Raw genomic sequence first — 21816 nt, 5'->3', positions numbered from 1 at the left:
GCTTGCCAAGCCCGCGCGGCCGGGGCTGGGGGCCAGCAAAACGAACGGCCCAGGCAAGAGACCCGGGCCAAGAGCGCATCGCGACCGGAGGGAAAGGGTCGCGTGCGCGGGGCCACCCTCGACGGAGCGGCGTTTCTTTTAAATCTTGGCCCGCAGGCAGAACACCCCGATCCCGAGCAATGAGGGAGGGGCACATGCCGCCGATTTGATGCTCTGGGAAGCATCGGCGTCATCTCAGGAAAATCAGGAAAAATCGGAGAACCGTTTACAGCGTATCAGGGGGCGCTGCGGCAAGCCGTTGCGCCGCCCGGATCCGCAGGAACAAAGGCTTAAAAGATGCCTTTCCAGCCCGCACGGTAGAGGCTGAACCGCCCACCACCGAACAGGATCAGCGGCAGCGACAGCAGCGGCACGGTCAGCAGCCAGAGGTTCAGTTCCATCTGGCCATTGCTGGCAGTGTGCTGAAGCGCGACCGACGTGACGTAGAGAACCAATCCGATCAGCGCCATGACCCGCGTCCGCACCCCAAAGAAAAGCCAGATCGTCACAGTGGCGAGCAGGGCCCGCAGGGCGATGGTGGCGATGCTGTGATCGGGCGAAAGCATCGCCAGATCGGAAGCAGAGGCGGTGCGAACCGACAGGTTAAGACCGGAATAGGCGTAGGACGCGAAGATCAGAGCCAGGATCAGGCGATCCAGGGACTGGGCGGTCTCTAGGAACTTTTTCATCAGTGCCTCGTTGTCGCTCACGGGGGGCTCAACCCCCCCGATTACCTTCGATTTAAACCTCTGATTGTCAAGCGATCTAGCCCGATTTGTGCAAAGGCAGGATTGCATTTTCCGCGCTGGCCGCGCGTTCCCGCTTCTGCTCCTCGTTCTTGAAGCACCTGACGATCCAGTTTGACGTCTCCCGCAGGGTGTCATCGCCCTTCCGCGTGGCGTGATAAGTCAACCAATACTCAATGTTATAGACCGGACTGTCGGGAATAGGCACGAGCGCATTCGCATAGGCGCCGTGAATGCAGGGCAGCGGACCGGCCAGATGCCGGGACTGGATGACCTGTTCGATATCGTGGAAGTGTTGCACCCGCACCACAGGCGGACCGCCGAAATAGTCATATCCCATCGTGATCACGCCATGGGTGTCAAAGGTCTGATTCAGCCCGATCCACCCTTCGGGCACCTCATCGCCCTTCGCCATGTATAGCCGGTAGGGGATGCTGCCCGCGCGCCGGGTGATGACGCGACCGCCCTCGGGGCGGGTCATCGATACGATGATGTCATCGTCGCCCATGCCCTCGGCGGTGACGCGGTTGCTGAAATTCAGGATCACCCCATCGGGGGGCGACAGGTGCGTCGTCAATCCAGGGTAGAACAGCTTGTTGTTGATCGCAGGCTGCGCGCCGATGCTGATCGAGGTCTGATGCGTGCCGCTCTTGGTGTGGAGGTTGTTCAATTCGCACTCGATCGAGGAGTTGAATTCCTCCACTGCTGTCAAAATGCGGTGCAAGCGCGGGTTCACGTCCCAGCCGTCGGGCCGTTTGATAAGACATGGCATGCCGAGCAGTTCGTTCAGCTTGTCGATGCGGCGTGACACGGTCGCCACGTTGGTGCCAAGCGAATCTGCGGCTTTCGACATTGTGGAGTGACGGTGAATCGCCAACAGATATTTATAGTTGTCCCAGCTGATCATCAGAGTGGCTGCCTGTTCCAAAGGTATTTTTGCCGGCCAAAACCAAAGGAAAATAGCAACCCGGGCCACGGGGCTGCGTAAAACTGAAGAACTACACTACGCAAATAACTGCAAAAAACATAACCCGCATTTGCAGGATTGCAGAGGGAATAGTTAACGCAGCTAAAGAACTCGGCAAGGCGCGACCCATCCGCAACATGTATCGACACAAACAAATTTGCCGTTCCGTCCATGTTGCAAAATGCAAGGGCCGCCCCGAAAGGCGGCCTTCTGATCGTTGGGATGCATCTGAGTCGCGCTGCATGCGACCCCGATTGCAAAGCGTTTACAACGCCTTCCCGGCTTAGCTGTCGTCGCCCGGTGCGTCGGGCGCCTCGGGCGCTTCGCCGGTATCGGGCGTCTCGACCGTCTCCTCCGCGTCATCGCTTTCTGCGATCCACGCGACGGACACGACCTCTTCGTTCTTGGCGGTGTCAAAGACCTTCACCCCGCCCGCGCTGCGCGACCGGAAGGAAATTCCATCAACCGGGCAGCGAATCGACTGGCCGGTCGAGGTCGCGAGCATGATCTGATCGCCGTTCTCCACCGGGAAACACGCCACCAGCGGGCCGCCACGCATGGCCTTGTCCATCGCCGTCACACCTTGACCGCCACGGCCCCGCACGGGGTAGTCGTGGCTGGAACTGATCTTGCCCGACCCTTTCGAGGTCACGGTGAGGATCAGATCCTCGGCGGCGGACATCTCCACATAGCGCTCGTTGGAGAAGTTCGGATCGGCGGGCGCATCCTCGTCCTCGCCCTCCGCCTCGTCGGTCAGACCAGCCATCGCGCGGCGCATCCGCAGATAGGCGGCGCGCTCCTCCGGGCTTGCTTCGAAATGGCGGATGATGGCCATCGACACGACCTTATCGTCCTCCGCCAGCCGGATGCCCCGGACCCCAGTGGATTTGCGCCCCTTGAACACGCGAACATCGGTGGTGCGGAACCGGATCGCCCGGCCCTTGGCAGTGACCAGCATCACATCGTCATCCTCGGACGCGATGCGCGCATTGACCAGTTCGACGCCCTCGGGGAGGTCCATCGCGATCTTGCCGTTGCGCATGACATTGGTGAAATCCGACAGCGCGTTGCGCCGGACATCGCCCGCCGTGGTCGAGAAGATGATCTGCAGATCGCCCCAATCGGCCTCGTCGCGGTCCACCGGCATGATCGCGGCCACGGACACGCCCTGCGCCAGCGGCAGGATATTGACGATCGCCTTGCCACGTGCGGTGCGCCCGCCCGAGGGCAGACGCCATGCCTTCAGCTTGTAGACCATCCCGTCGGTGGTAAAGAACAGAAGCTGCGTATGCGTGTTGGCCACGAACAGCGTGGTGACCACGTCGTCTTCTTTGGTGGCCATCGAACTCAGCCCCTTGCCGCCGCGCCGCTGGGCGCGGAAATCGGTCAGTGGCGTGCGCTTGATATAGCCCGATTGGGTGACGGTCACGACCACGTCTTCGCGCTCGATCAGATCCTCGTCATCCATGTCGCCGGACCAATCGACGATCTCCGTGCGGCGGGGCACGGCGAATTGGTCGCGCACGGTCTTCAGCTCGTCGCCGATGATTTCCATGATCCGTTCGCGCGACCGCAGGATCGCCAGATATTCACGGATTGCGGCGGCCAGTTCCTGCAGCTCGTCGGTGACTTCCTTGACGCCGATCTGGGTCAGGCGCTGCAGGCGCAGGTCCAAAATCGCGCGGGCCTGAATTTCCGACAGGTTATAGGTGCCGTCTTCGTTCACCGTATGGGTCGGATCATCGATCAGCCGGATATAGGGCGCGATGTCATGGGCGGGCCAGCGCCGGGTCATCAGCTTCTCGCGCGCCTCGGCGGCATCGGCGGAGGACCGGATCGCCGCGACGACCTCATCCACGTTCGACACCGCAACGGCCAGACCGCACAGGATGTGGCTGCGCTCGCGGGCCTTGCGCAATTCATACGCCGTGCGCCGCGCGACGACCTCCTCGCGGAAGGTGATGAAGCTCTCAAGGAACCGGCGCAGGGTCAGCTGCTCGGGGCGGCCCCCATTCAGCGCCAGCATATTCGCGCCGAAACTCACCTGCATCGGGGTAAAGCGGTAAAGCTGGTTCAGCACCACCTCGGCGGTCGCGTCACGCTTCAGTTCGACGACCACGCGTACGCCGTTGCGGTCGCTTTCATCCTGGACATGCGCGATGCCTTCGATCTTTTTGTCGCGGGCGGTTTCCGCGATCCGCTCGATCATCGTGGCCTTGTTCACCTGATAGGGGATCTCGTCGATGACGATGGCGTAGCGGTCCTTGCGCAACTCCTCGACCCGCGTCTTGGCCCGGATCACGACAGAGCCGCGCCCTTCGAGATAGGCTTTCCGCGCGCCGGTGCGGCCAAGGATCGTGCCGCCCGTCGGGAAATCCGGGGCAGGGACATACTCGATCAGTTCCTCGGAGGTGAGGTCGGGATTGGCGATCAGGGCCAGCGTCGCGTCGATCACCTCGCCCAGATTATGCGGCGGGATCCGCGTGGCCATGCCGACCGCGATGCCCTCGGACCCGTTGACCAGCAGGTTCGGATAGCGCGCGGGCAGAACCGTGGGTTCCTGCCGTTCGTTGGCGTAGTTGGGAACGTAATCGACCGTGTCTTTCTCGATGTCGCTCAGCAGTTGTTCCGCCACCTTGGCCAGACGGGCTTCGGTATAGCGGTAGGCGGCGGCGGGGTCGCCATCCATCGAGCCGAAATTGCCCTGACCGTCGATCAGCGGCACAGACATGGAGAAATCCTGCGCCATCCGCACCAGCGACTCGTAGACCGCGCTGTCCCCATGCGGGTGATAGCGGCCCATCACGTCACCGACGGCGGTGGCGCATTTCCGGTAGGGTTTCGCCTGCGTCTGGCCGTTTTCCCACAAGGTATAGAGAATGCGGCGGTGCACCGGCTTCAGCCCGTCGCGCAGATCCGGGATCGCGCGGCTGACGATGACCGACATCGCGTAATCCATGAAGGAGGTGCGCATTTCCTCCTCGATCGAGATGCGCGGACCGCTCCAGCCAGTGGGCGGGGTGCCCGTTTCCTCATCGTTTTCAGGGGGTTCTGGCGTATCGGTCATGAAGCTGCCTGTGTTGGGGGCATTGTCTAGATATTGTTGAGCGATCTTATCCCATACGCCATATCGGGTGCAATGGGCGGGGAGGGGATGGTTCTGGCAGCCAGAAGGGCGGACTGCCAACATATTGTTTTCGTTGAAAAGTAACGAAGCCGTGGCAGAATTTTCTTTGCGGGGCCATTGGGGCCTCGTCAAGGACACGAGGTGCAGGATGCAACAGGCGCGCACATATACCACCCCGGTGGAGCTGATGCTGCAGGGCTACGGGCTGACCACGGCGGAACTCTACTACCGGATGCCGGACTACCGTTCGGTGCTCAACAGCTTCATCTGGCAGGACTATGATCTGGCCCCGGACCACCCGAAACTTTTTGGTTTCATCGAGTTCTGGCAGGCCGAGATCGAGGGCCCGCTGCATTCGGTCTCCTTCACCCACCGCCGCGAAATCGCCCCCGGCGAATGGCGGCATGTGGTCGGGGAATATAAGCTGCATTGACGGGCAGGGGGCGGGGCGGACTTGCGGCGACGCATCAGGGGCAGGCTCGCGTTGCGCCCGGCCTTCCGGTGCTCAGCCATCTCCGAACGAAGCACCCCCGCTCTCGAACAAGGCCGAAGGCCGCGAGAGCGAGCGCCTGCCCGTCCCCACGGGCTGGCGCTTTGCCACCTCACGCTGACCTCTGATCGGTGAGGGATCTGGCGCTATAAAGCACACCCGCCCCACCGTCCCCGCGCCACCCCACGGGCAGGCTCCCGTTGCGCACGCCCCACCACCAGCCCCGCGTATGCCCGCCCCCGATCACCGCTTAAAAATTCCCTGACAGCCCGTCCGGCCTGTGGTTCAGCGGCAGTATCCCGCCGGATAATCCCGCCAGATCCCTTGCCGAGCCGTAAATTGTTTCGCGTGCGAAACAATGGGTCAGACGCCTTGCCTCACTTTCACTCGCCCCTGCGATTCGCATCCGCCGCCTGCGCACCTACGCCGCGGGCCGTCCGGCTGATCAACGCCGAACAGGGAATGTTCGGTTTTGCGGTATTGCTCCGACGCGGCGCAGCGACAAGTTTGCCCGCAGTCACACCGGTTCGGTCCCCCTGCGGCCCGAACCCTTGAGCAATAGGATCACAGTCATGACCAAGACCCTCGCCGCCGCCAGTATCGCCGCCATCATGGCCACCGGCGCGCAGGCCGCACCCGAAGCCTATGTGCTGGACCCCTCGCACAGCCAGATCCTGTTTTCCTACGAACACCTTGGCTTCTCCACCACCTGGGGTCTGTTTTCCGGCTTTGACGGGCAAATCCAGTTCGATCAGGAAGATCCGGCCAACAGTTCCGTCACCATCGAATTGCCGACCGACAGCATGATCACCGGCTGGGATGAGCGCAAAACGCACTTCATGTCGGACAATTTCTTCAATGCCGAAGAAAGCCCCGTGGTCACCTTCACCTCCACCGGCATCGAGGTGACCGGCGATGACACGGCGACCATCACCGGCGATCTGACGATCAATGGCACCACCGCGCCGCTTGTGCTCGACGCGCAGCTGACCTCCGCAGGCGCCCACCCGATGGAGGGTAAGGACTGGGCCGGGTTCACCGCGACCGGCACCGTGCTGCGGTCCGATTACGGGCTCGACATGTTCGCGCCTGCCGTGTCCGACGAGGTGGAATTGCAAATCTCGATCGAGGCGATGAAGGCCGACTGATCCTGACACAGCCGCAGCCGCGCACCCCCGGGGCCTAATTCGGCTTGGCGTAATGGATGCGGGCGAAGCCGTCGGTGATGCTGCGCCCGGTTTCGGCATAGCCGAGCCGGGGGTACATCACCCGGTTCGCCCGCATCTTTTCGTTTGTGTAAAGCGTGATGCGCGCACAGCCCTCCGCCCGGGCGCGCGCTTCGGCATGGGCGATCAGGCGTTTGCCGTGACCGGCCCCTGCATGGGCGGGATCGACCGCCACGGTATCGAGATGCCAATCCGCGCCATCCGCGTAATGGATCAGCACAGCGATCAGACCGGCCTCCGCCTGCAACACCTCCACCTCCCTGCGCGCGACATGCGCCGCGTGATCCGCCTTGATGGGCGCGGGGTCGCGCCCGATCAGCACCCGATAGGGTCCAAACGCCTGCCCGATCAGCCGGGTGATCGCAGGCAGGTCATGGGGCGTGGCAGGCCGCAGAAGGGCGGGCGGCATCGGGGCAGGGTGCATCATGGCCGCGACTAGACACCCGCGCCGCACCGCCGCGCAAGCCCCGCCGCCTTGCAGCGCCCCGGAGCGCGGCCTAGACATGTGCGACCCCCGGCAGCGGGCCACATGACCGCGCCGGTTTTGCATTAGAGGACAGCCCATGACCGCTACGCCGACCCTGACCGCCACCGCCCTCGATCTTGACACGCTCGCCACCGTGACCGGGCGGGTCGCGATCTTTGCCACGCCGGATGGGAAGCTCGACACCGGCGCGCGGCGGATTAACCGGCTGACCAAGGGCGCGGTCGAGCGGCTCACCGCCTCGGACGCGTTTGAGAAACTGACCGAAGGCGCCGCCGTCGATCTGGCATGGCCTGCGGGCATGGCGGCTGAGGCGGTGCAGGTGGTGAAACTGTCGCGCCGGGGCCGGGGGGCGGAGTTCACCGTAGCCACGCGCGCCGCAGGGGCCGCTATCGGCAAGGCCGCGGGCACGGGCGCGGTCCTGATCGTCGCGCCGCAGCAGACCGGGCTGGCCGATGTGGTGCTGGGCTGTGCGCTGCGGAGCTACGCCTATACGGCGATGAAGTCCGAGCCGGAGACCGAAATCGGCGCCATCACCGTGGCGCTGACCGATCCCTCCACCCTCGATCTGGACGCGGTGCAGGCGCTGGTCGATGGCGTCTATTTCACCCGCGATCTGGTCAACGCGCCCGCCAATGTGCTGACGACCGAAAGCTTTGCCGCGCAGTTGCAGGATCTGTCGGCGCTGGCGGTCGAGGTCGAGGTGCTGGATGAGGCTCAGATGGCGGAGCTTGGCATGAATTGCCTGCTCGCGGTCGGGCATGGCTCCGAAAGCCCGTCGAAAACGGTGGTGATGCAGTGGAAGGGCGGCGCCGATGACGCCGCGCCGCTGGCCTTGATCGGCAAGGGCGTGGTGTTCGACACCGGCGGCATCAGCCTGAAACCCGCCGCCGGGATGGAAGCGATGACCATGGACATGGGCGGCGCGGGCACCGTCGCGGGCGCGATGAAGACGATCGCCAGCCGCAAGGCCCCGGCCAATGTCGTGGCGCTGGTCGGTCTGGTCGAAAACATGCCCGACGGGCGGGCGCAGCGCCCCGGCGATATCGTCACCTCGATGAAGGGCGACACGGTCGAAGTCATCAACACCGATGCCGAAGGTCGGCTCGTTCTGTGCGACGTGATGTGGTATGCCGCCGAGCGGTTCAAGCCTGCGGCGATGGTCGATCTGGCGACGCTGACCGGCGCGATCATCGTGGCGCTTGGCCATGACAATGCGGGCGTCTTTTCCAACGACGACGATTTCTGCGGTGCCTTCCTGAAGGCCGCCGATGCCGAGGGCGAAGGCGCGTGGCGGATGCCCTTGGGCACCGGCTATGCCAAGCTGCTGAAAAGCGACAAGGCGGATGTCAAAAACGTCGGCGGTCGCGCGGCGGGCTCCGCCACTGCCGCCGAGTTCCTGCACCGCTTCGTGCCCGAAGGGCTGCCGTGGATCCACCTCGATATCGCGGGCGTGGCCCAGCCCGCCGCCGAGCCTGCGCTGGCCCCGAAAGGCGCCTCGGGCTGGGGTGTTCTGGCGCTCGACCGGCTGGTCCGCGACCGCTACGAGCAGGGCTGAGCCCCGGCATGGGCAACGCGCTGTTCTACCACCTGACGCAGGGCCCGCTGGAGCGGACCCTGCCGATGCTGCTGGAAAAATCGCTGGAACGCGGCTGGCGGGTGCTGGTGCGCGGCGGCGATCCGGCGCGGCTTGGGCGGCTCGATCAGCTGCTGTGGAAAGGCGAAGACAGCTTCCTGCCGCATGGGCTGGCGGGGGGCGATCACGACGCCGATCAACCCGTGCTGCTGGCGGGCGAGGAGGCCCTGCCAGCCACCAACGGCGCGGTCTGTCTGATCTGCATCGACGGCGCAGCGGTCAGCGCGGATGATGTCGCGGCGCTGGAACGGGTCTGTATCCTGTTTGATGGGCGCGATGCAGACGCCACGGCACAGGCGCGCCTGCAATGGAAAGCACTGACCGGCGCGGGCTGCGTGGCGCAATACTGGTCCGAGGAAACGGGCCGCTGGCAGATGAAAACCCAAAGCGGCGGCACGGACTGACCCCTGCGCCGCCGCGTGTTGCGGGGGGGGGAGTAAAGGTGCTGCGCCGACGGCGCGCGCGGCGTTCAGACCTTTTGCAGGGCCAGCACCGCGTTCAGCCCGCCAAAGGCAAACGCGTTCGACAACACCGCATCCACCTGCGCCTCGCGCGCCTCGTTCGGCACGACATCGAGCGCGCATTCGGGGTCCGGCTCTTCGTAGCCGATGGTGGGCGCGATGATCCCGTCCTTCAGCGCCATGATGCAGGCCAGCAATTCCACCGCGCCGGTGCCGCCGATCAGATGGCCGTGCATGGATTTGGTGGAGGAGATCATCAAGGCATCGGAATGCGCGCCGAACACGTCGGCCACGGCGGCGCATTCGGTTTTGTCATTGGCGGCGGTGCCGGTGCCATGCGCGTTGATATAGCCGATCTGGTCGGGGTTCAGCCGGGCATCGCGCAGCGCGCCCGCAATCGCGCGGGCTGCCCCTTGTTTGGACGGCATGACGATATCGGCGGCGTCCGAGGTCATGGCAAAACCCACCACCTCGGCAAGGATTTCGGCGCCGCGGGCGCGGGCGTGCTCGTATTCCTCGAACACGAATACGGCAGCGCCTTCGCCCTGCACCATGCCGTTGCGGTTGGCGGAAAACGGGCGGCAGGCATCGCGAGACATGACGCGCAGGCCTTCCCAAGCCTTGATCCCGCCAAAGGACAGCATCGCCTCCGACCCGCCGGTGACCATGGCGCGGGTGACGCCGCCGCGGATCAGGTGAAACGCCTGTCCCATCGCGTGGTTCGACGACGAGCACGCCGTGGACACCGAGAAGCTCGGCCCCATCAGGTTGTTTTCCATCGACACATGGCTGGCGGCGGCATTGTTCATCAGCTTCGGCACGACAAAGGGATGCACGCGGTTTTTGCCGTCCTCATAGACGGTGCGGTAATTTTCGTCCCACGTGTTCACGCCGCCCCCGGCAGTGCCCAGCACCACGCCCGCCTCCAGCGCCAGATCGCCGCTGAAATCGATGCCGGATTGGGCAATCGCCTCGCGCGCGGCCAGCACGGTGAATTGGGTGAACCGGTCGTAGAGCGCGATCTGCTGACGGTTGAAGTAGTCTTCAGGCTCGAACCCGCGCACCTGCCCGCCGATGCGGATCGACAGGCGTTCGACGTCGCGGACATTGATGGCGCTGATGCCGCAGCGCCCTTCGGCCAGCGCGGCGCAGGTGTCGGGCGCGTTCATGCCAAGCGCATTGACCGTGCCCTGTCCGGTGATGACGACCCGTTTCATACGCTTCCCTTGGTCTGCTCTGCGGTGGTGGGCCGGTGGTCGGCGGCCCGTCACGCCGGCGCGGGCCGGTCAGGCGCCCTGATGCTGCGCGGCGACAAGCCCCTCGACCGCGCCGACGATGGCCGCGACGGAGGAGATGTCGAAATCGCTTTGTTCGGGTTCGTTGGCGTTGAACGGCACTTCGATGTCGAAGGCTTCCTCGATGGCGAAGATGCTTTCGACAAGCCCGAGGCTGTCGATGCCCAGATCCTCCAGCGTCGCGTCCATCGTCACGTCGGATCTGTCCAGCACGGCCTGTTCGGCGATGATCTCGATTACCTTGTCTTTGACGGTCTCGCTCATGCGCGGGGCCTTTCTGGTAACTGCCTGTGCCTGTTGCCGGTCATTTAGTCGGTCTCGCCCCGGTTTGGAAGTCTGTTGTTGTCGCCTGTGGCCCCCGTGCCGCGCTCCGCGCTGTGCTCTGTGCCGCGCCCCGTGCCGCGTTCCGCGCCCAGCCGTGCCAGCAGGCGGGGTAGGCGGCGCAGGGCTTTGTAGCTTTCGACGGAGGCCGCCATCGGCATCGCCGGATTGCCCAGCATCACCCGGCCCTTGGCCTGATTGGTGCGCAGCAAGGTGCCCGCCCCGGCGATCACGTCGTCGCCAATGGTCAGGTGATCGGTGACGCCGACCTGACCGCCCAGCACGACACGATTGCCCAGCCGGGTCGATCCCGCGATCCCGGTCTGGCCGCAGAGCAGGCAATCCTCGCCCACGCGGACATTGTGGCCGACCTGCACGAGGTTGTCGATCTTGGTGCCGCGCCCGATCACCGTGTCGGCGACGGTGCCCCGGTCGATACAGGCATTCGCGCCCACCTCGACATCATCGCCGATTGCGACCGCGCCCAGCGAATGGATGCGGGCATAGGCGGATTGCGTGGCGCCGCCGGTATCGCCCAGACTGCGGCGCACGGCCTCGACCGCGCCGGGTTCCGGCGTGACGAAGCTGAACCCGTCGCCGCCGATCACCGCATTGGGCTGCGCGATGAACCGGTCGCCGATGCGCACGTCATGGCCGATCCGCACACCTTCGAGGATCAGCGCATCCGCCCCGATCACCGCGCCCGCACCGATGCTGGCCTGCGCGGCGATGCGGGCATTGGCGCCGATGCGCGCGCCGGGGCCGATGCTGACGAACGGACCGATGGCCGCGCCCGGCCCGATCAGCGCGCTGGCGTCAATCGCGGCAGAGGGGTGAATGCCGGGCGGAATGGCGCGCGGGGCGGCCAGATGGGCGGTCAGACCGGCCATCGCATAGCGCGGGCGCGCAACAAAGATCGCGGCATCGAGCCCCAGCGCCTGCCAATCGGCCCCATCCCACAGCACCGCCGCGCGGGCCTGCCCCTGTGCCAGACCGTCGGCGTAGCGCGGGTCCATCGCGAGGGCCAGATGACCGCGACCGGCCTGTGCGGGCTCTGCCGCGCCGGTGATCCGCAGCGTGCCGTCGCCTGCGTGCCGGGCGCCAAGCGCGGCTGCGATCTCGGCAATGCTGTGATCGGTGCCTCGACGGCTCATCGCGTTCTCCCAAACATGGTGCGGGCTGCACTGAGGTGACCGGACCGGACATGAAAAGACCGGGCGCGCAATGCGGCCCGGTCCCAAAGGTCTGGCGGGGCAGGGCGCGGCGCACCCTTGCGGTTTAGCTTTCCAGATCGGACAAGACCACCCCGGCGGCGACCAGCGCGTCAAAGAGACGGGCATCGCGGCCATAGACGTCGCGGCGGAAGTTGATCTTACCCTGCGGCTCCGCCACCGCGGTGCGGTAGATCAGATGCACCGGCACCGGTTGATCCAGCTTTACCGTGGTTTCCTGCCCGCTGCGCAGCTTGGCCTGAAAGAACGCCTCGGGATTGTCGGTCTGCGGCGCCAGCAGCGCATAGGCGAAATCGAACGGATCGCCGAGCCGGACGCAGCCATGGGAAAACGCGCGGCTTTCGCGGGCAAACAGGCTCTTGGACGGCGTGTCATGCAGGTAGATGTTGTATTTGTTGGGGAACATGAATTTCACGAGCCCCAGCGCATTGGTCTGCGAGGGCGGCTGTTTCATGGCAAAGGGGAAGGTGCGCGCGGTGTAGGCACGGAAATTCACGGCCCCGCGCGGCACCACGCGCCCGCGATTGTCGACCACGTTCAGATGGCTGACCGCATTGGGATTGCGCTGCATCTGCGGCAGATATTCCTTGGTCACGATCGACCGCGGGATATGCCATGTCGGGTTGATGACCATGTGTTCCATCTGGTCGGAGAATTCCGGCGTGCGCCGGTCCGACGCATCCGCCCCGACAACGGAGCGAGTGCGGAAGGTGACCTCGCCGTCATCCACGATCTTGGCGCTGAAATCGGCGATGTTGACCAGCACATGGCGGCTGCCCCGGTCGAAGTTCAGCCAGCGTTCGCGTTCCATCGCGACGACGACCGACTCGAGCCGTTTGCTGGCGGGGACGTTCACCTCCTGCAATGTCGAGGGACCGGCCACGCCGTCGGTTTCAAGCCCGTGATCGGCCTGAAACCGCTGCACGGCCTGCTGCATGGCGGCGTCATAGCTGACGCTGACGGTGCGGGGCAGGTAATCCATCGCGATCAGGCGATTGCGCAGGGCGATGACCTCGGCCCCTTCGGCACCGGGTTTGAGCGCGCCGCTGCGCACGGCCTCGCCCCAGCCACCCGCCGCGATAAGACGCTGAAGGCGCATCTTCTCTTTCATCAGGCGGGCATATTCCGGGGTGCGCGGCGCCAGCCCGCGCATATAGGCGCGCGGCTGTGCGTCGGCGAAGTCCTGCAACAGGGTGACCGGGTCGCGGCGCGGGATGTCCCGCACGATACCGGAATCGACGCGGCTCGGCTCCAGTGCGCCGGTCTGCACATCGCGGGCGTAGCTCAGGAAGGCGCGCGCGGCGGCGACCTCGGCCCGGCCCAGATCGCGCTGGCTGCGCACATCGCGCAGGGTCTGCATCAATCCGTTCAGATCATAGCGAGCCACGGGCAGCGCGTGATCGCCCGCCGTTGCCAGCGCGCTAAGCAATGCCTCCCGCCGGGCGGCGTCGTCAGGTCCGGTAAAGATCTGCTGGTAATCGGTCTGCCGATAGAATGTGGCAATCGCTTCGTCTTCGGCCGCTGCGGCGGCGATGGCCTGTTTGAAGGCGGCGGTTTTGGCCAGCCCGCGGACCGTGCCTTCGGCGGCGGTGGTCTGGGCGGGGGCGGTTTGGACGGGGGCGGACAGGCTCGACTGCGCGACCGCCGCGACGGGCAGGGCGGCGAGCGGCAAGGTGAGCAGAGCAGCGGTGCCAAACAGCACGGCGAGCGGGCGGCGCGCGCGGGTCCGGGGCGCGAAGCGGGGCGGGGAGATCGTCATGGGGAGCACCTCGGCGGGGGTGATGTCGTTTGTTTCAAGAGTCTCACCCGGCTCATCACCTGTCCACCAACAAAAGTTTCATGGAACTCTTTGTTGGTGCGCATTTTGCTCGAATTTTAGGCTGTGATGTCAGGCTTTTCAGTGGTTTAGGCGCTCACGGTCCGCTCACGCCTTATATTATGGGCTGTGAGTTTCGTCTCCGGCCTTGGTAAATTTGCAACGCTCACCCGGTGTTAAGCAAATTCTTGCCTACTGACCCGCATGAGTAACGCGCCACTCTAATGCGCCCTTGGCCGGAGAAATTGCATGACCTATAACAATCGCACATCTGGGGATGAGATGAATAAAGGGGCCGCCAACGTGCGGTCCAAGGAAACGGGACAGGCAGGACCGACCATGGACAACACAGCCTCCAAGGGTGTCTCTCGGCGTGGATTATTGCAGGCATTTGCCGCCACCTCGCTCGTCGCAGCACCGACTTATGCCAACGCTTTCGGCTTCTTGAAAGGCGCGGGCGATATCCGCCGGATCAAGATGTATAACGGTCGCACCGGCGAAAGCATGGACACGATCTACTGGGTCGAAGGCGACTATATCGGCGACGCGCTGGCCGAGGTGAACCACTTCATGCGGGACTGGCGCCGCAACGAAGTGATCCGCATCGACACCCGCACCCTCGATATCATGGCCGCGTCCCATGCCCTGCTGGATGTGAGCGAACCTTACGTTCTGCTCTCCGGCTACCGCTCCCCCGCCACCAACGCGATGCTGCGCGCCCGGTCCTCCGGCGTGGCGAAAAGCTCCCTTCACATGACCGGCAAGGCCGCCGACCTGCGTCTGGGCTCCCGTTCGGTCAGCCAGATGGCGCGCGCTGCGGCATCTTGCAATGCTGGCGGTGTCGGCCGCTATTCCGGCTCCAACTTCGTGCACATGGATTGCGGCCCGGTCCGCAGCTGGGGCAGCTGATCCGCTGACCCCGATCCGGCCGCCCCGTCCCCCCTGTGACGGTTTGGGCGGCCGTGGGATCCGGTCGGTGCCTGCCTCTCTCTTTCCCTTCTACACATGTTATGCCCGCGCCATTTCGGCGCGGTCGCCATTCCAGACCACCGGGCCTGCTGCGTGCGGCGGGCCGGGTCGGGCGCGTTCATAACGCCGCCTTGGGGGCGGCACGATCAACCCCGCGCGCCGAATTCGCGTGCAATTACAGCGGCTCCCGCTGCCTGTCGTCGGGTTTTGCTGCGATTGCAGCCATTGGCGCTTGCCTTTCGGGGCCACACAGGGCACCCCTCGCGCGAGCGCGGCGGCGCTCCGGCTGGGCGGCGACTGACGCCCGATCCCCCGGAGACGCGCCACGGCACCGCCGCGCGCCTGGACAGTAGTCGGAGACGATCCCATGCTCGACCCCCGCATTGCCGAAGCGCTTGTTTCGGCCGTCCGAAGGGCCGCCAAGTCCGAGATCCTACCCCGGTTCCGCGCAATGGGCGCCGAGGATATCCGGGCCAAATCCGGTCCGGACGATCTGGTCACCGCAGCCGATCTCGCCGCCGAGGCGATCATCACTGAAGCGGTGTCTGATATCCTGCCCGAAGCGCGGTTCCTTGGCGAAGAAGCCTCGGTCGGCAATCCCGCGTTGCTCGACGAACCCGGCGCACCCGGCTGGTGCGTGATCCTCGATCCCGTGGACGGCACATGGAATTTCGCGTCGGGTCTGTCGACCTTTGGCGTGATGCTGGCGGTCAGCTTCAACGGCGAAACCCAGTTTGGCCTGCTTTACGATCCGGTCAACGATGACTGGATGACCGCGCATAAGGGCGAGGGCGCATGGCACAACCGGCGCGGCGGCGCGCCGCAGCGGTTGCAGACCCGTGCGCCTGAACGGCTGCCTGACATGGTGGGCTATGTGCCGCTGCCGATGATGCCGCAGCAGCGCCAGTCCAAGATCGCAGCCAGCTTCCCGTCCTTCCGCCGCATCCTGTCGCTGCGCTGCGCCTGCCACGAATACCGCACGATCGCCGCCGGGCATGCCGGGTTTGCGCTGTCGGGCACGCTTTGGCCGTGGGATCACGCGGCGGGGGTGTTGCTGGTGCAGGAGGCGGGCGGTCATGTCGCCATGCTCGATGGGCGCAGCTACGGCCCCGGTGTGCGCGATGGCACGTTGCTTGCTGCCGCCTCGCGCGAGCATTGGGATGCCGTGCACGCACATTTCACGCCGCTGCTCTGACCTGCGCGCCGGATCGCACCCGGACCGCACCCTAAATTAACGCCGCCCCCGGACAACCGCGGGCGGCGTTTTAGGTTTTACTGGCGCGGCCCCCAGGGATACGGGCGGTTATTCGGGGATTAGCTCCGTCACCCCGACCGCCGCGGCGCGGGCCAATTCGGGATCGAGCGACATCGGAATGTAATCGCCGCGCCGCCACAGCTCGCCCAGATCGTCGTAATGGCGGCTCAGCGGATGCCCGGATTGCCCCGTCGCCAGCACAAATAGCGAGCTGTCCGGATCGGCCAGATCATAGACGCCGCGATAGCCCGCGGCATGGACATTGGCGAAGGGTTCCGGCCCGGTGCCGATGGTCTGGCCCCGTTGCAGCGTGTTGTCGCCGCCCGATGTGCTCTGCCGGATGTTGACGATCCATTTCAGCACCGGCACGTCGCCCAGCACGGCGTGGTCGTGACGCGCGATATGGGCATCGCCCCAGCGCAGGGATTCCAGCGCGCGGCCATGGTTTTCACCGATCCAGATCAGCGCCTCGTCCAGCGCGATGCGGGCAAGGTCGGTGCAGGTTTCGGTGATCGCGCTTTGCACCACGTCGCACCATGCGGACGCGCCGTCGATGTCGCGGAACACCCGCTCGATAAAGATCGGGTCGGGGTGGTGGAATTCGGCGGCCAGCGGCCCCAGTTCGTCGCGGATCAACCGCGTCTGAAGCTGCCGCAACCACGCCGCGTAGATCAGCGGTTCGGGCAGATGCTCGTTCATCTCGCCGTTCCAGTTGGCCAGCAGTTCGAGCGCGCGCTGACGCTGGCGTTCGGGGGTGCCGTCCTCGGCGGCCTCGCCGGTGAACCACAGATCGGCGGCGATGAGCGGCAGCAGCGACCGGGCGGTAAACGACACGGTGTCGAGCTGCGCGTCGATGAAGCTTTCGCGGGTGTGGACCTGCCGGTCCTGCATCAGCTTCTGCCAGCGCTGGATGCGCTGCGTGTCGCCCCAGTCGAAGGTGATGTGATTGGGGAAAGGCCGGTCGGTGATCTTGTTATTGGTGTTGCCAAGAATGCCGCTGGCCGGTTCGCGGACCTCCGGGTTTTCGGCATAGGGCAGGGTGCCTTGCCAGCGGTTCGCCATCTGCCAGCCCAGCGACGGGATGCGCCCCTGTCCGCGCTGATCGGCGGAGCGGGCGGGTTGCTTGCCCACCATCTTGAAGCCGATTTCGCTGCGGTCGGCGAGGGTGAGGTTCAGCGCGGGCGCCACGAAATCCTCCATCGCGTCGATGGCCTCATCCACCGTGCGCGCATGCATCAGACCCATTGCCGCCGACAGTGAACGGTCGTCGCGGTCCAGCGCGGTCCATGCCAGTGCCGCGACATGGCCCGGCGGGGTCACGTTGGCCAGCCCGAAATGCCCGCCCGGCATGACCGGCCCGTTCTGGGTGCGGCGCAATTCGACGGTCACGGGGGCTGCGTCCTTGACCCGGATGATCGAGCGGCGGGTCTCGAAATCAACCCAGCCGCGCGGGCTGCGATATTGCGCGGGGTCGGCGGGGTTCACCTCCTCGATGAATACGTCTTGGTCGTCCATGCCCGTCGCGGTGATGCCCCAGCCAAGCGCGTCGGAGCGTCCGTTCAGCACCATCGGGATGCCGGGAATGGTGCCGCCGATCACCCCGCCCGTGTCCAGTTCGAGCCGGGCGAGATACCAGATCGACGGGGCCGACAGGCCCAGATGCGGGTCGGAGGCGAGGAGCGAGCCGCCAGCGGCGGAGCGATCGGGCGCGGCGGCCCAGGCATTCGATGCGCCGGCAAGGTCGATCTCTGGCACCGGCAGCATCGCGTAGCCATGTTCCCCGTCGCGCGGCACCAGCGGGGTGTTGGCGGGCAGGTTCGGGAACAGGCTGCCATATTGCGGCAGCGCGGTAACCGGCGTGCCGGGCGCATCGGGGAGGATGTCGCGCAGCCGCTCCGGCGACAGGGCGAGCGAGGCACGGGCGCGCAGCACCTCCTGCGGCATGGCGGAGGTCAGTTGCAGGGCCATCAGCTTGACAATGGCGATGCTGTCGGCGGGCCGCCACGGCTGAATTTCCGGCGTGAACAGGAAAAATTCCGGGGCACCGCGCCCCAGCGCGTCCTCGTTCACCGTGTCGATCCACGCATTGACCCCGGCGGCGTAGGCCTCCAGCGCCGTGCGCGTCGCGGCGTCCTGATCGGCGACCGAGGCGACGGCGGCACCGTAGAGATCCATGCGGCGCAGCAATTCATCCGTGCGCAGGGTGCGCGCGCCGAACAGTTCTGACAGGCGGCCCTGCGCGGTGCGGCGCATCACCGTCATCTGCCACAGCCGGTCCTGCGCATGGGCAAAGCCCAGACCGAAGAACACGTCAGGATCGCTGTCGCCAAAGATATGCGGCACGTTGGCATGGTCGCGCACGATTTCGACGGGGCCGGTCAGGCCGGCGACTTCGTGGGTGGCGTCGTAATCGGGCAGCGAGCGCGCGGCGAGCCAATAGATGCCCATCGCCCCGGTCAGGGCCAGCAGCGAGACCGCCACGAAGATGCGCAGAAGCCAGCGGAAAGTTCGGGCCATGACATCCCTCGGGTTGACGCGATGGTGGCAGCGTTTACTCAGACAGGAAGGGTAAGACAACGGTGGGGGAGGATAAACCCATGGCACGATGCGCATTCCTTGGACTTGGCGTGATGGGGTTTCCGATGGCAGGGCATCTTGTCCGCGCCGGGCATGAGGTCACGGTCTATAATCGCACCACGCAAAAGGCGCGGGACTGGGTGGACACCTATGGCGGCGGCTTTGCGCATACCCCGGCGGAGGCGGTCGAAGGTGCCGAATTCGTGATGTCCTGCGTGGGCAACGACAACGACCTGCGGATGATCTGCACCGGTGCGGAGGGCGCGTTTTCGGGGATGAAGTCCGGGTCGATCTTTGTCGATCACACGACCGTTTCGGCCGAAGTCACCCGCGAGATGCACGAGGCCGCGGCCGCCCGTCAGATCAGTTTCGTCGATGCGCCGGTATCGGGCGGGCAGGGCGGTGCGACCACCGGCGTGCTGTCGGTGATGTGCGGCGGCGAGGCCGAGGCCTTTGCCCGCGCCGAACCGATCATGGCCGCCTATGGCAAGACCGTCCGGCGTCTGGGCGACAGTGGCGCGGGTCAGCTGACCAAGATGGTCAACCAGATCTGCATCGCGGGTCTGGTGCAGGGCCTGTCCGAGGGGCTGGCCTTTGCCGAGAAGGCCGGGCTCGACGGGCGCGCGGTGGTAGACGTGATCAAAGGCGGCGCGGCGGGCAGCTGGCAGATGGTGAACCGCCACGAGACGATGCTGGACGATGATTTCGAGCACGGCTTTGCGGTGGACTGGATGCGCAAGGATCTGGGGATCTGCCTGCAGACCGCCGAGGAAACCGGCGCGCAACTGCCCGTGACCGCGCTGGTGCATCAGTTCTACAAGGATCTGCAACAGATGGGCGGCGGGCGCTGGGACACCTCGGCGCTGATCCGCAGGCTGACGCAGAAATAGGCAGGTGCCGGGGGGGGACGTGTCGCGATAAAGCGTGGGGCTTGGTCGGTGGGGCGCCATCCCACGGGCGGGCTACCGTTGTGCTGCGCGCACCCGCCCGCGAACAAGCGAAGCGCGCGGGCGAGCGCCTGCCCGTCCCGGCGGGCTGGCGCTTGGCCACCTCGCGCTGACCTTTGGGCGGAGAGGTTGGTTGCACCATAAAGCGCGCCGTTCAGGTGTTGTGGCGCCATCCCACGGGCAGGCTGGCGTTGCACTCGGATTAGCTATGCCTCGTTGCCTCTGAACTGAGCGCAACCGCTCTCGGACAAGGCCAAAGGCCGCGAGAGCGAGCGCCTGCCCGTCGCGGCGGGCTGGCGCTTTGTTATCGCTCGCTGACCTCGGGGCGGGGAGGTTGGTTGCGCTATAAAGCGCGCCGCTCAACCGTTTCGGCGCCATCCCACGCGCAGGCTCTGTTGTCAGGTTACCCACGCGCAATCGTCACCGGCCCTCGGGCCTGCGATGCGCCCCGCCCCGAGGGGCGGGGGCTTGGGTCAGTCCGGCAGGATGCGGATGTCGAGGAGCGCGCAGCGGCGGTCTTCCTGCACCACGCGCAGCGCCTCATCCAGCGCGGGCCGCAACTCGGCCGGGGTGTCTACCCGGACGGCATGGGCGCGGCTGGCGCGGGCGGTTGCGGTGAAATCAGGCACCGGGCTGAGCGCCGTCAGCGGCATCTGATTGGCGCGCGCGGCATGGCCATCGGGGTAGAGCCCGGCGACGGAGCCGCGCACCGCGCCCCATTCCTCGTTATTGAGGACAAGGATCAGAACCGGCAGTTCCAGCGCCTCGGCGATCTGATGGCACACGGTGGGATTGGCAAACATGTAGGAGCCGTCCCCCATCGTCGCCACGCAGATCCGGTCCGGGTCGGCAAGCTGCGCGCCAAGCGCGGCGGGGAAGCACCAGCCAAGCCCGCCGGAATGCGGCTCCTGAAACCACGACTGGGGCGCGCGCCGTTCCAGCGCGCCAAGCTGGGTGCCCAGTTCGGAAAACACGCTGGATTTGCGCGTTCCCAGTGCATCCGACAGCGCGCGGCTCACCTGCGCCTTGGTCAGGCCCGCCGAGGCCGGATCGATCCGCGCCAGTTGCGACAGGCGGGCGCGCTCCAGATCCGATGCCTCCGCAAGGGCTGCGCGACGCGGCGCGGTGCTGTCAGGCGCGTCTCCCATCGCGGCGATCAGGGCCGGGATGGTCGCGGCGCTTTCGCCGGTGATGCTGAGATCAGAGCGGAAATTGCGCACCGGATAGCGGGCAAAGAGCGGGTCAGGTCCGATATGGATCACGCGGGCATCGGCGGCGAGCTTATGCTTATCGGGCCACCACGGTGCCAGACAATCCAGCACGACGACCACATCGGCCTCGGCCATCCACGGGCCGGGATCGGCGCCGACATGGCAGGGATGATCGGTGGGCAAGGCCAGATGGGTGGCCCACCAAGACGACACGGCGATGCCCCACGCCTCGGCCCATGCCGAAAACGCGGCGAAGCTGTCGGCATCGCCTGCGCCACGCTGGGCGATGACGAGCGGCGCGCGGGCCTCGCGCAGCCATTCGGCGGCCTGCGCGATGGCGGCCGGGTCGGGCGCGGTGGTGGCGGGCTGCATCGAGGGCCCGGCGTCGAGCCCGGCGCGCGGGGTCGGTTCGCACAGCACCTCGCGCGGGATCGACAGATAGGTCGGCCCTTTCGGCGTGGAATTGGCGATGGCATGGGCCCGGTCGAGCAGACCGGCGATCTGTTCGGGGAACTTCAGCTCATAGTCCCATTTGGCGGCCTCGCGCACCAGCGCGGTCTGGTCGCGCATTTCCTGCCCCCAGCCGATGGGCACGGTGCGCGCGCCAAAACGGCCCTCTTCGGTCACTGGCGTGCGGCCCGACATTAGCACCATGGGCACATGTTCGCAGGCGGCGTTGATCGCCCCGATGGAGCCGTTGGCCAGCCCCACATTGGTGTGCAGCATCACCGCCTGCGCCTGACCGGAAATTAGGTAATAGCCATGCGCCATGCCCATCGCGGCATGTTCATGCGGGATCACCACGGCGCGGGGCAGGTCGATGCCAAGCGCGGCGGCCTCGGCCAGCCCTTCGATGATCGGCGGGAAATCCGTGCCGGAATTGGCAAAGACGTAATCGACGCCGAGCGCCTTCAGCCGGGGGAAGATCGCGCCGCCTGCCGCCATCGTTTCGGCCTCGGCGGGCGTGTCGGCATTGTGGCGGGTGGGGATCGTTTCGGGCAATGTCATGCTTTCCAT

The 21816-nt window shown here is 65.8% G+C and carries 17 protein-coding genes; 7 read left to right on the top strand and 10 right to left on the bottom strand.

The genetic code is table 11. From position 1 onward, the window contains the following. Window positions 1–329 precede the first annotated feature (329 nt). The 3 genes from CBW24_RS09880 to gyrA all read right to left on the bottom strand — a co-directional run bounded on the left by CBW24_RS09880 (window position 330) and on the right by gyrA (window position 4819). A complete protein-coding gene (locus tag CBW24_RS09880; protein WP_141100216.1) occupies window positions 330–728 on the bottom strand; it encodes a hypothetical protein in 399 nt (132 codons plus the stop codon). A gap of 76 nt (window positions 729–804) precedes the next feature. After that, on the bottom strand, window positions 805–1692 hold the full coding sequence (locus CBW24_RS09875) for a LysR family transcriptional regulator (protein WP_097373481.1): 888 nt from the start codon (window positions 1690–1692) through the stop codon (window positions 805–807). Window positions 1693–2035: 343 nt separating this feature from the next. Beyond that, window positions 2036–4819 carry a DNA gyrase subunit A gene (gene gyrA / locus CBW24_RS09870; RefSeq protein ID WP_088661791.1) on the bottom strand — a complete coding sequence of 928 codons (2784 nt, stop codon included), beginning with the start codon at window positions 4817–4819 and terminating at the stop codon, window positions 2036–2038. A gap of 208 nt (window positions 4820–5027) precedes the next feature. On the opposite strand from gyrA, the gene CBW24_RS09865 reads away from it, so the two are divergent. Then, window positions 5028–5312, top strand: a complete 285-nt coding sequence (locus tag CBW24_RS09865) for an usg protein (RefSeq protein WP_097373480.1) — start codon at window positions 5028–5030, stop codon at window positions 5310–5312. A gap of 629 nt (window positions 5313–5941) precedes the next feature. Then, complete coding sequence (locus CBW24_RS09860) at window positions 5942–6517, top strand: YceI family protein (protein ID WP_097373479.1); 576 nt, start codon at window positions 5942–5944, stop codon at window positions 6515–6517. A gap of 34 nt (window positions 6518–6551) precedes the next feature. On the opposite strand, the gene CBW24_RS09855 is transcribed toward CBW24_RS09860, so the two are convergent. Continuing rightward, a complete protein-coding gene (locus CBW24_RS09855; protein WP_157773190.1) occupies window positions 6552–7004 on the bottom strand; it encodes a GNAT family N-acetyltransferase in 453 nt (150 codons plus the stop codon). 154 nt (window positions 7005–7158) lie between these two features. Here CBW24_RS09855 and CBW24_RS09850 point away from each other — a divergent pair, with 154 nt between their 5' ends. Together CBW24_RS09850 and CBW24_RS09845 are read left to right on the top strand one after the other, a co-directional pair. Continuing rightward, entirely contained in the window at window positions 7159–8637 is a 1479-nt protein-coding gene (locus CBW24_RS09850; protein WP_097373477.1) for a leucyl aminopeptidase, read from the top strand. Window positions 8638–8645: 8 nt separating this feature from the next. Continuing rightward, window positions 8646–9119, top strand: a complete 474-nt coding sequence (locus CBW24_RS09845) for a DNA polymerase III subunit chi (RefSeq protein WP_088661796.1) — start codon at window positions 8646–8648, stop codon at window positions 9117–9119. 65 nt (window positions 9120–9184) lie between these two features. Here the strand turns inward: CBW24_RS09845 and CBW24_RS09840 are convergent, their stop codons facing one another. From CBW24_RS09840 to CBW24_RS09825, 4 genes are all read right to left on the bottom strand, one after another. After that, window positions 9185–10393: a beta-ketoacyl-[acyl-carrier-protein] synthase family protein gene (locus CBW24_RS09840; RefSeq protein WP_088661797.1), complete on the bottom strand. Its 1209-nt coding sequence runs from the start codon at window positions 10391–10393 to the stop codon at window positions 9185–9187. Between the two features lie 69 nt (window positions 10394–10462). Next, on the bottom strand, window positions 10463–10735 hold the full coding sequence (locus CBW24_RS09835) for an acyl carrier protein (RefSeq protein WP_088661798.1): 273 nt from the start codon (window positions 10733–10735) through the stop codon (window positions 10463–10465). Window positions 10736–10779: 44 nt separating this feature from the next. Beyond that, window positions 10780–11946 (bottom strand): UDP-3-O-(3-hydroxymyristoyl)glucosamine N-acyltransferase, encoded by a 1167-nt coding sequence (gene lpxD, locus CBW24_RS09830; protein WP_097373476.1) that lies wholly within the window; start codon window positions 11944–11946, stop codon window positions 10780–10782. 124 nt (window positions 11947–12070) lie between these two features. Then, window positions 12071–13783, bottom strand: a complete 1713-nt coding sequence (locus CBW24_RS09825; RefSeq protein WP_097373475.1) for a L,D-transpeptidase family protein — start codon at window positions 13781–13783, stop codon at window positions 12071–12073. A 396-nt stretch (window positions 13784–14179) separates the two neighbouring features. On the opposite strand from CBW24_RS09825, the gene CBW24_RS09820 reads away from it, so the two are divergent. Continuing rightward, window positions 14180–14749, top strand: coding sequence for a peptidoglycan L,D-endopeptidase MepK (locus tag CBW24_RS09820; protein ID WP_097374195.1), 570 nt, complete (start codon window positions 14180–14182; stop codon window positions 14747–14749). 427 nt (window positions 14750–15176) lie between these two features. After that, window positions 15177–16004: an inositol monophosphatase family protein gene (locus tag CBW24_RS09815; protein ID WP_088661801.1), complete on the top strand. Its 828-nt coding sequence runs from the start codon at window positions 15177–15179 to the stop codon at window positions 16002–16004. A gap of 108 nt (window positions 16005–16112) precedes the next feature. On the opposite strand, the gene CBW24_RS09810 is transcribed toward CBW24_RS09815, so the two are convergent. After that, complete coding sequence (locus tag CBW24_RS09810) at window positions 16113–18581, bottom strand: penicillin acylase family protein (protein ID WP_097373474.1); 2469 nt, start codon at window positions 18579–18581, stop codon at window positions 16113–16115. 80 nt (window positions 18582–18661) lie between these two features. Between CBW24_RS09810 and CBW24_RS09805 the strand changes: the two genes are divergently transcribed. Then, window positions 18662–19531, top strand: coding sequence for an NAD(P)-dependent oxidoreductase (locus tag CBW24_RS09805; protein WP_097373473.1), 870 nt, complete (start codon window positions 18662–18664; stop codon window positions 19529–19531). Window positions 19532–20061: 530 nt separating this feature from the next. On the opposite strand, the gene CBW24_RS09800 is transcribed toward CBW24_RS09805, so the two are convergent. Further along, complete coding sequence (locus tag CBW24_RS09800) at window positions 20062–21816, bottom strand: thiamine pyrophosphate-requiring protein (RefSeq protein WP_232529676.1); 1755 nt, start codon at window positions 21814–21816, stop codon at window positions 20062–20064.

The sequence above is a fragment of the Pacificitalea manganoxidans genome (genome assembly GCF_002504165.1).
GTDB classification, from domain to species: domain Bacteria; phylum Pseudomonadota; class Alphaproteobacteria; order Rhodobacterales; family Rhodobacteraceae; genus Pacificitalea; species Pacificitalea manganoxidans.
This window is presented reverse-complemented; position numbering and strand designations above follow the sequence as displayed.

Excerpts from the sequence above, each read along its gene's own strand:
- CBW24_RS09825 (WP_097373475.1), bottom strand. The coding sequence starts at position 13,783 with ATGACGATCTCCCCGCCCCGCTTCGCGCCCCGGACCCGCGCGCGCCGC.
- CBW24_RS09880 (WP_141100216.1), bottom strand. The coding sequence starts at position 728 with ATGAAAAAGTTCCTAGAGACCGCCCAGTCCCTGGATCGCCTGATCCTG.
- CBW24_RS09865 (WP_097373480.1), top strand. The coding sequence starts at position 5,028 with ATGCAACAGGCGCGCACATATACCACCCCGGTGGAGCTGATGCTGCAG.
- CBW24_RS09875 (WP_097373481.1), bottom strand. The coding sequence starts at position 1,692 with ATGATCAGCTGGGACAACTATAAATATCTGTTGGCGATTCACCGTCAC.
- CBW24_RS09810 (WP_097373474.1), bottom strand. The coding sequence starts at position 18,581 with ATGGCCCGAACTTTCCGCTGGCTTCTGCGCATCTTCGTGGCGGTCTCG.
- CBW24_RS09855 (WP_157773190.1), bottom strand. The coding sequence starts at position 7,004 with ATGCCGCCCGCCCTTCTGCGGCCTGCCACGCCCCATGACCTGCCTGCG.
- CBW24_RS09820 (WP_097374195.1), top strand. The coding sequence starts at position 14,180 with ATGGACAACACAGCCTCCAAGGGTGTCTCTCGGCGTGGATTATTGCAG.
- CBW24_RS09840 (WP_088661797.1), bottom strand. The coding sequence starts at position 10,393 with ATGAAACGGGTCGTCATCACCGGACAGGGCACGGTCAATGCGCTTGGC.
- CBW24_RS09860 (WP_097373479.1), top strand. The coding sequence starts at position 5,942 with ATGACCAAGACCCTCGCCGCCGCCAGTATCGCCGCCATCATGGCCACC.
- CBW24_RS09845 (WP_088661796.1), top strand. The coding sequence starts at position 8,646 with ATGGGCAACGCGCTGTTCTACCACCTGACGCAGGGCCCGCTGGAGCGG.
- lpxD (WP_097373476.1), bottom strand. The coding sequence starts at position 11,946 with ATGAGCCGTCGAGGCACCGATCACAGCATTGCCGAGATCGCAGCCGCG.
- CBW24_RS09835 (WP_088661798.1), bottom strand. The coding sequence starts at position 10,735 with ATGAGCGAGACCGTCAAAGACAAGGTAATCGAGATCATCGCCGAACAG.
- CBW24_RS09800 (WP_232529676.1), bottom strand. The coding sequence starts at position 21,816 with ATGGAAAGCATGACATTGCCCGAAACGATCCCCACCCGCCACAATGCC.
- gyrA (WP_088661791.1), bottom strand. The coding sequence starts at position 4,819 with ATGACCGATACGCCAGAACCCCCTGAAAACGATGAGGAAACGGGCACC.
- CBW24_RS09805 (WP_097373473.1), top strand. The coding sequence starts at position 18,662 with ATGGCACGATGCGCATTCCTTGGACTTGGCGTGATGGGGTTTCCGATG.
- CBW24_RS09850 (WP_097373477.1), top strand. The coding sequence starts at position 7,159 with ATGACCGCTACGCCGACCCTGACCGCCACCGCCCTCGATCTTGACACG.
- CBW24_RS09815 (WP_088661801.1), top strand. The coding sequence starts at position 15,177 with ATGCTCGACCCCCGCATTGCCGAAGCGCTTGTTTCGGCCGTCCGAAGG.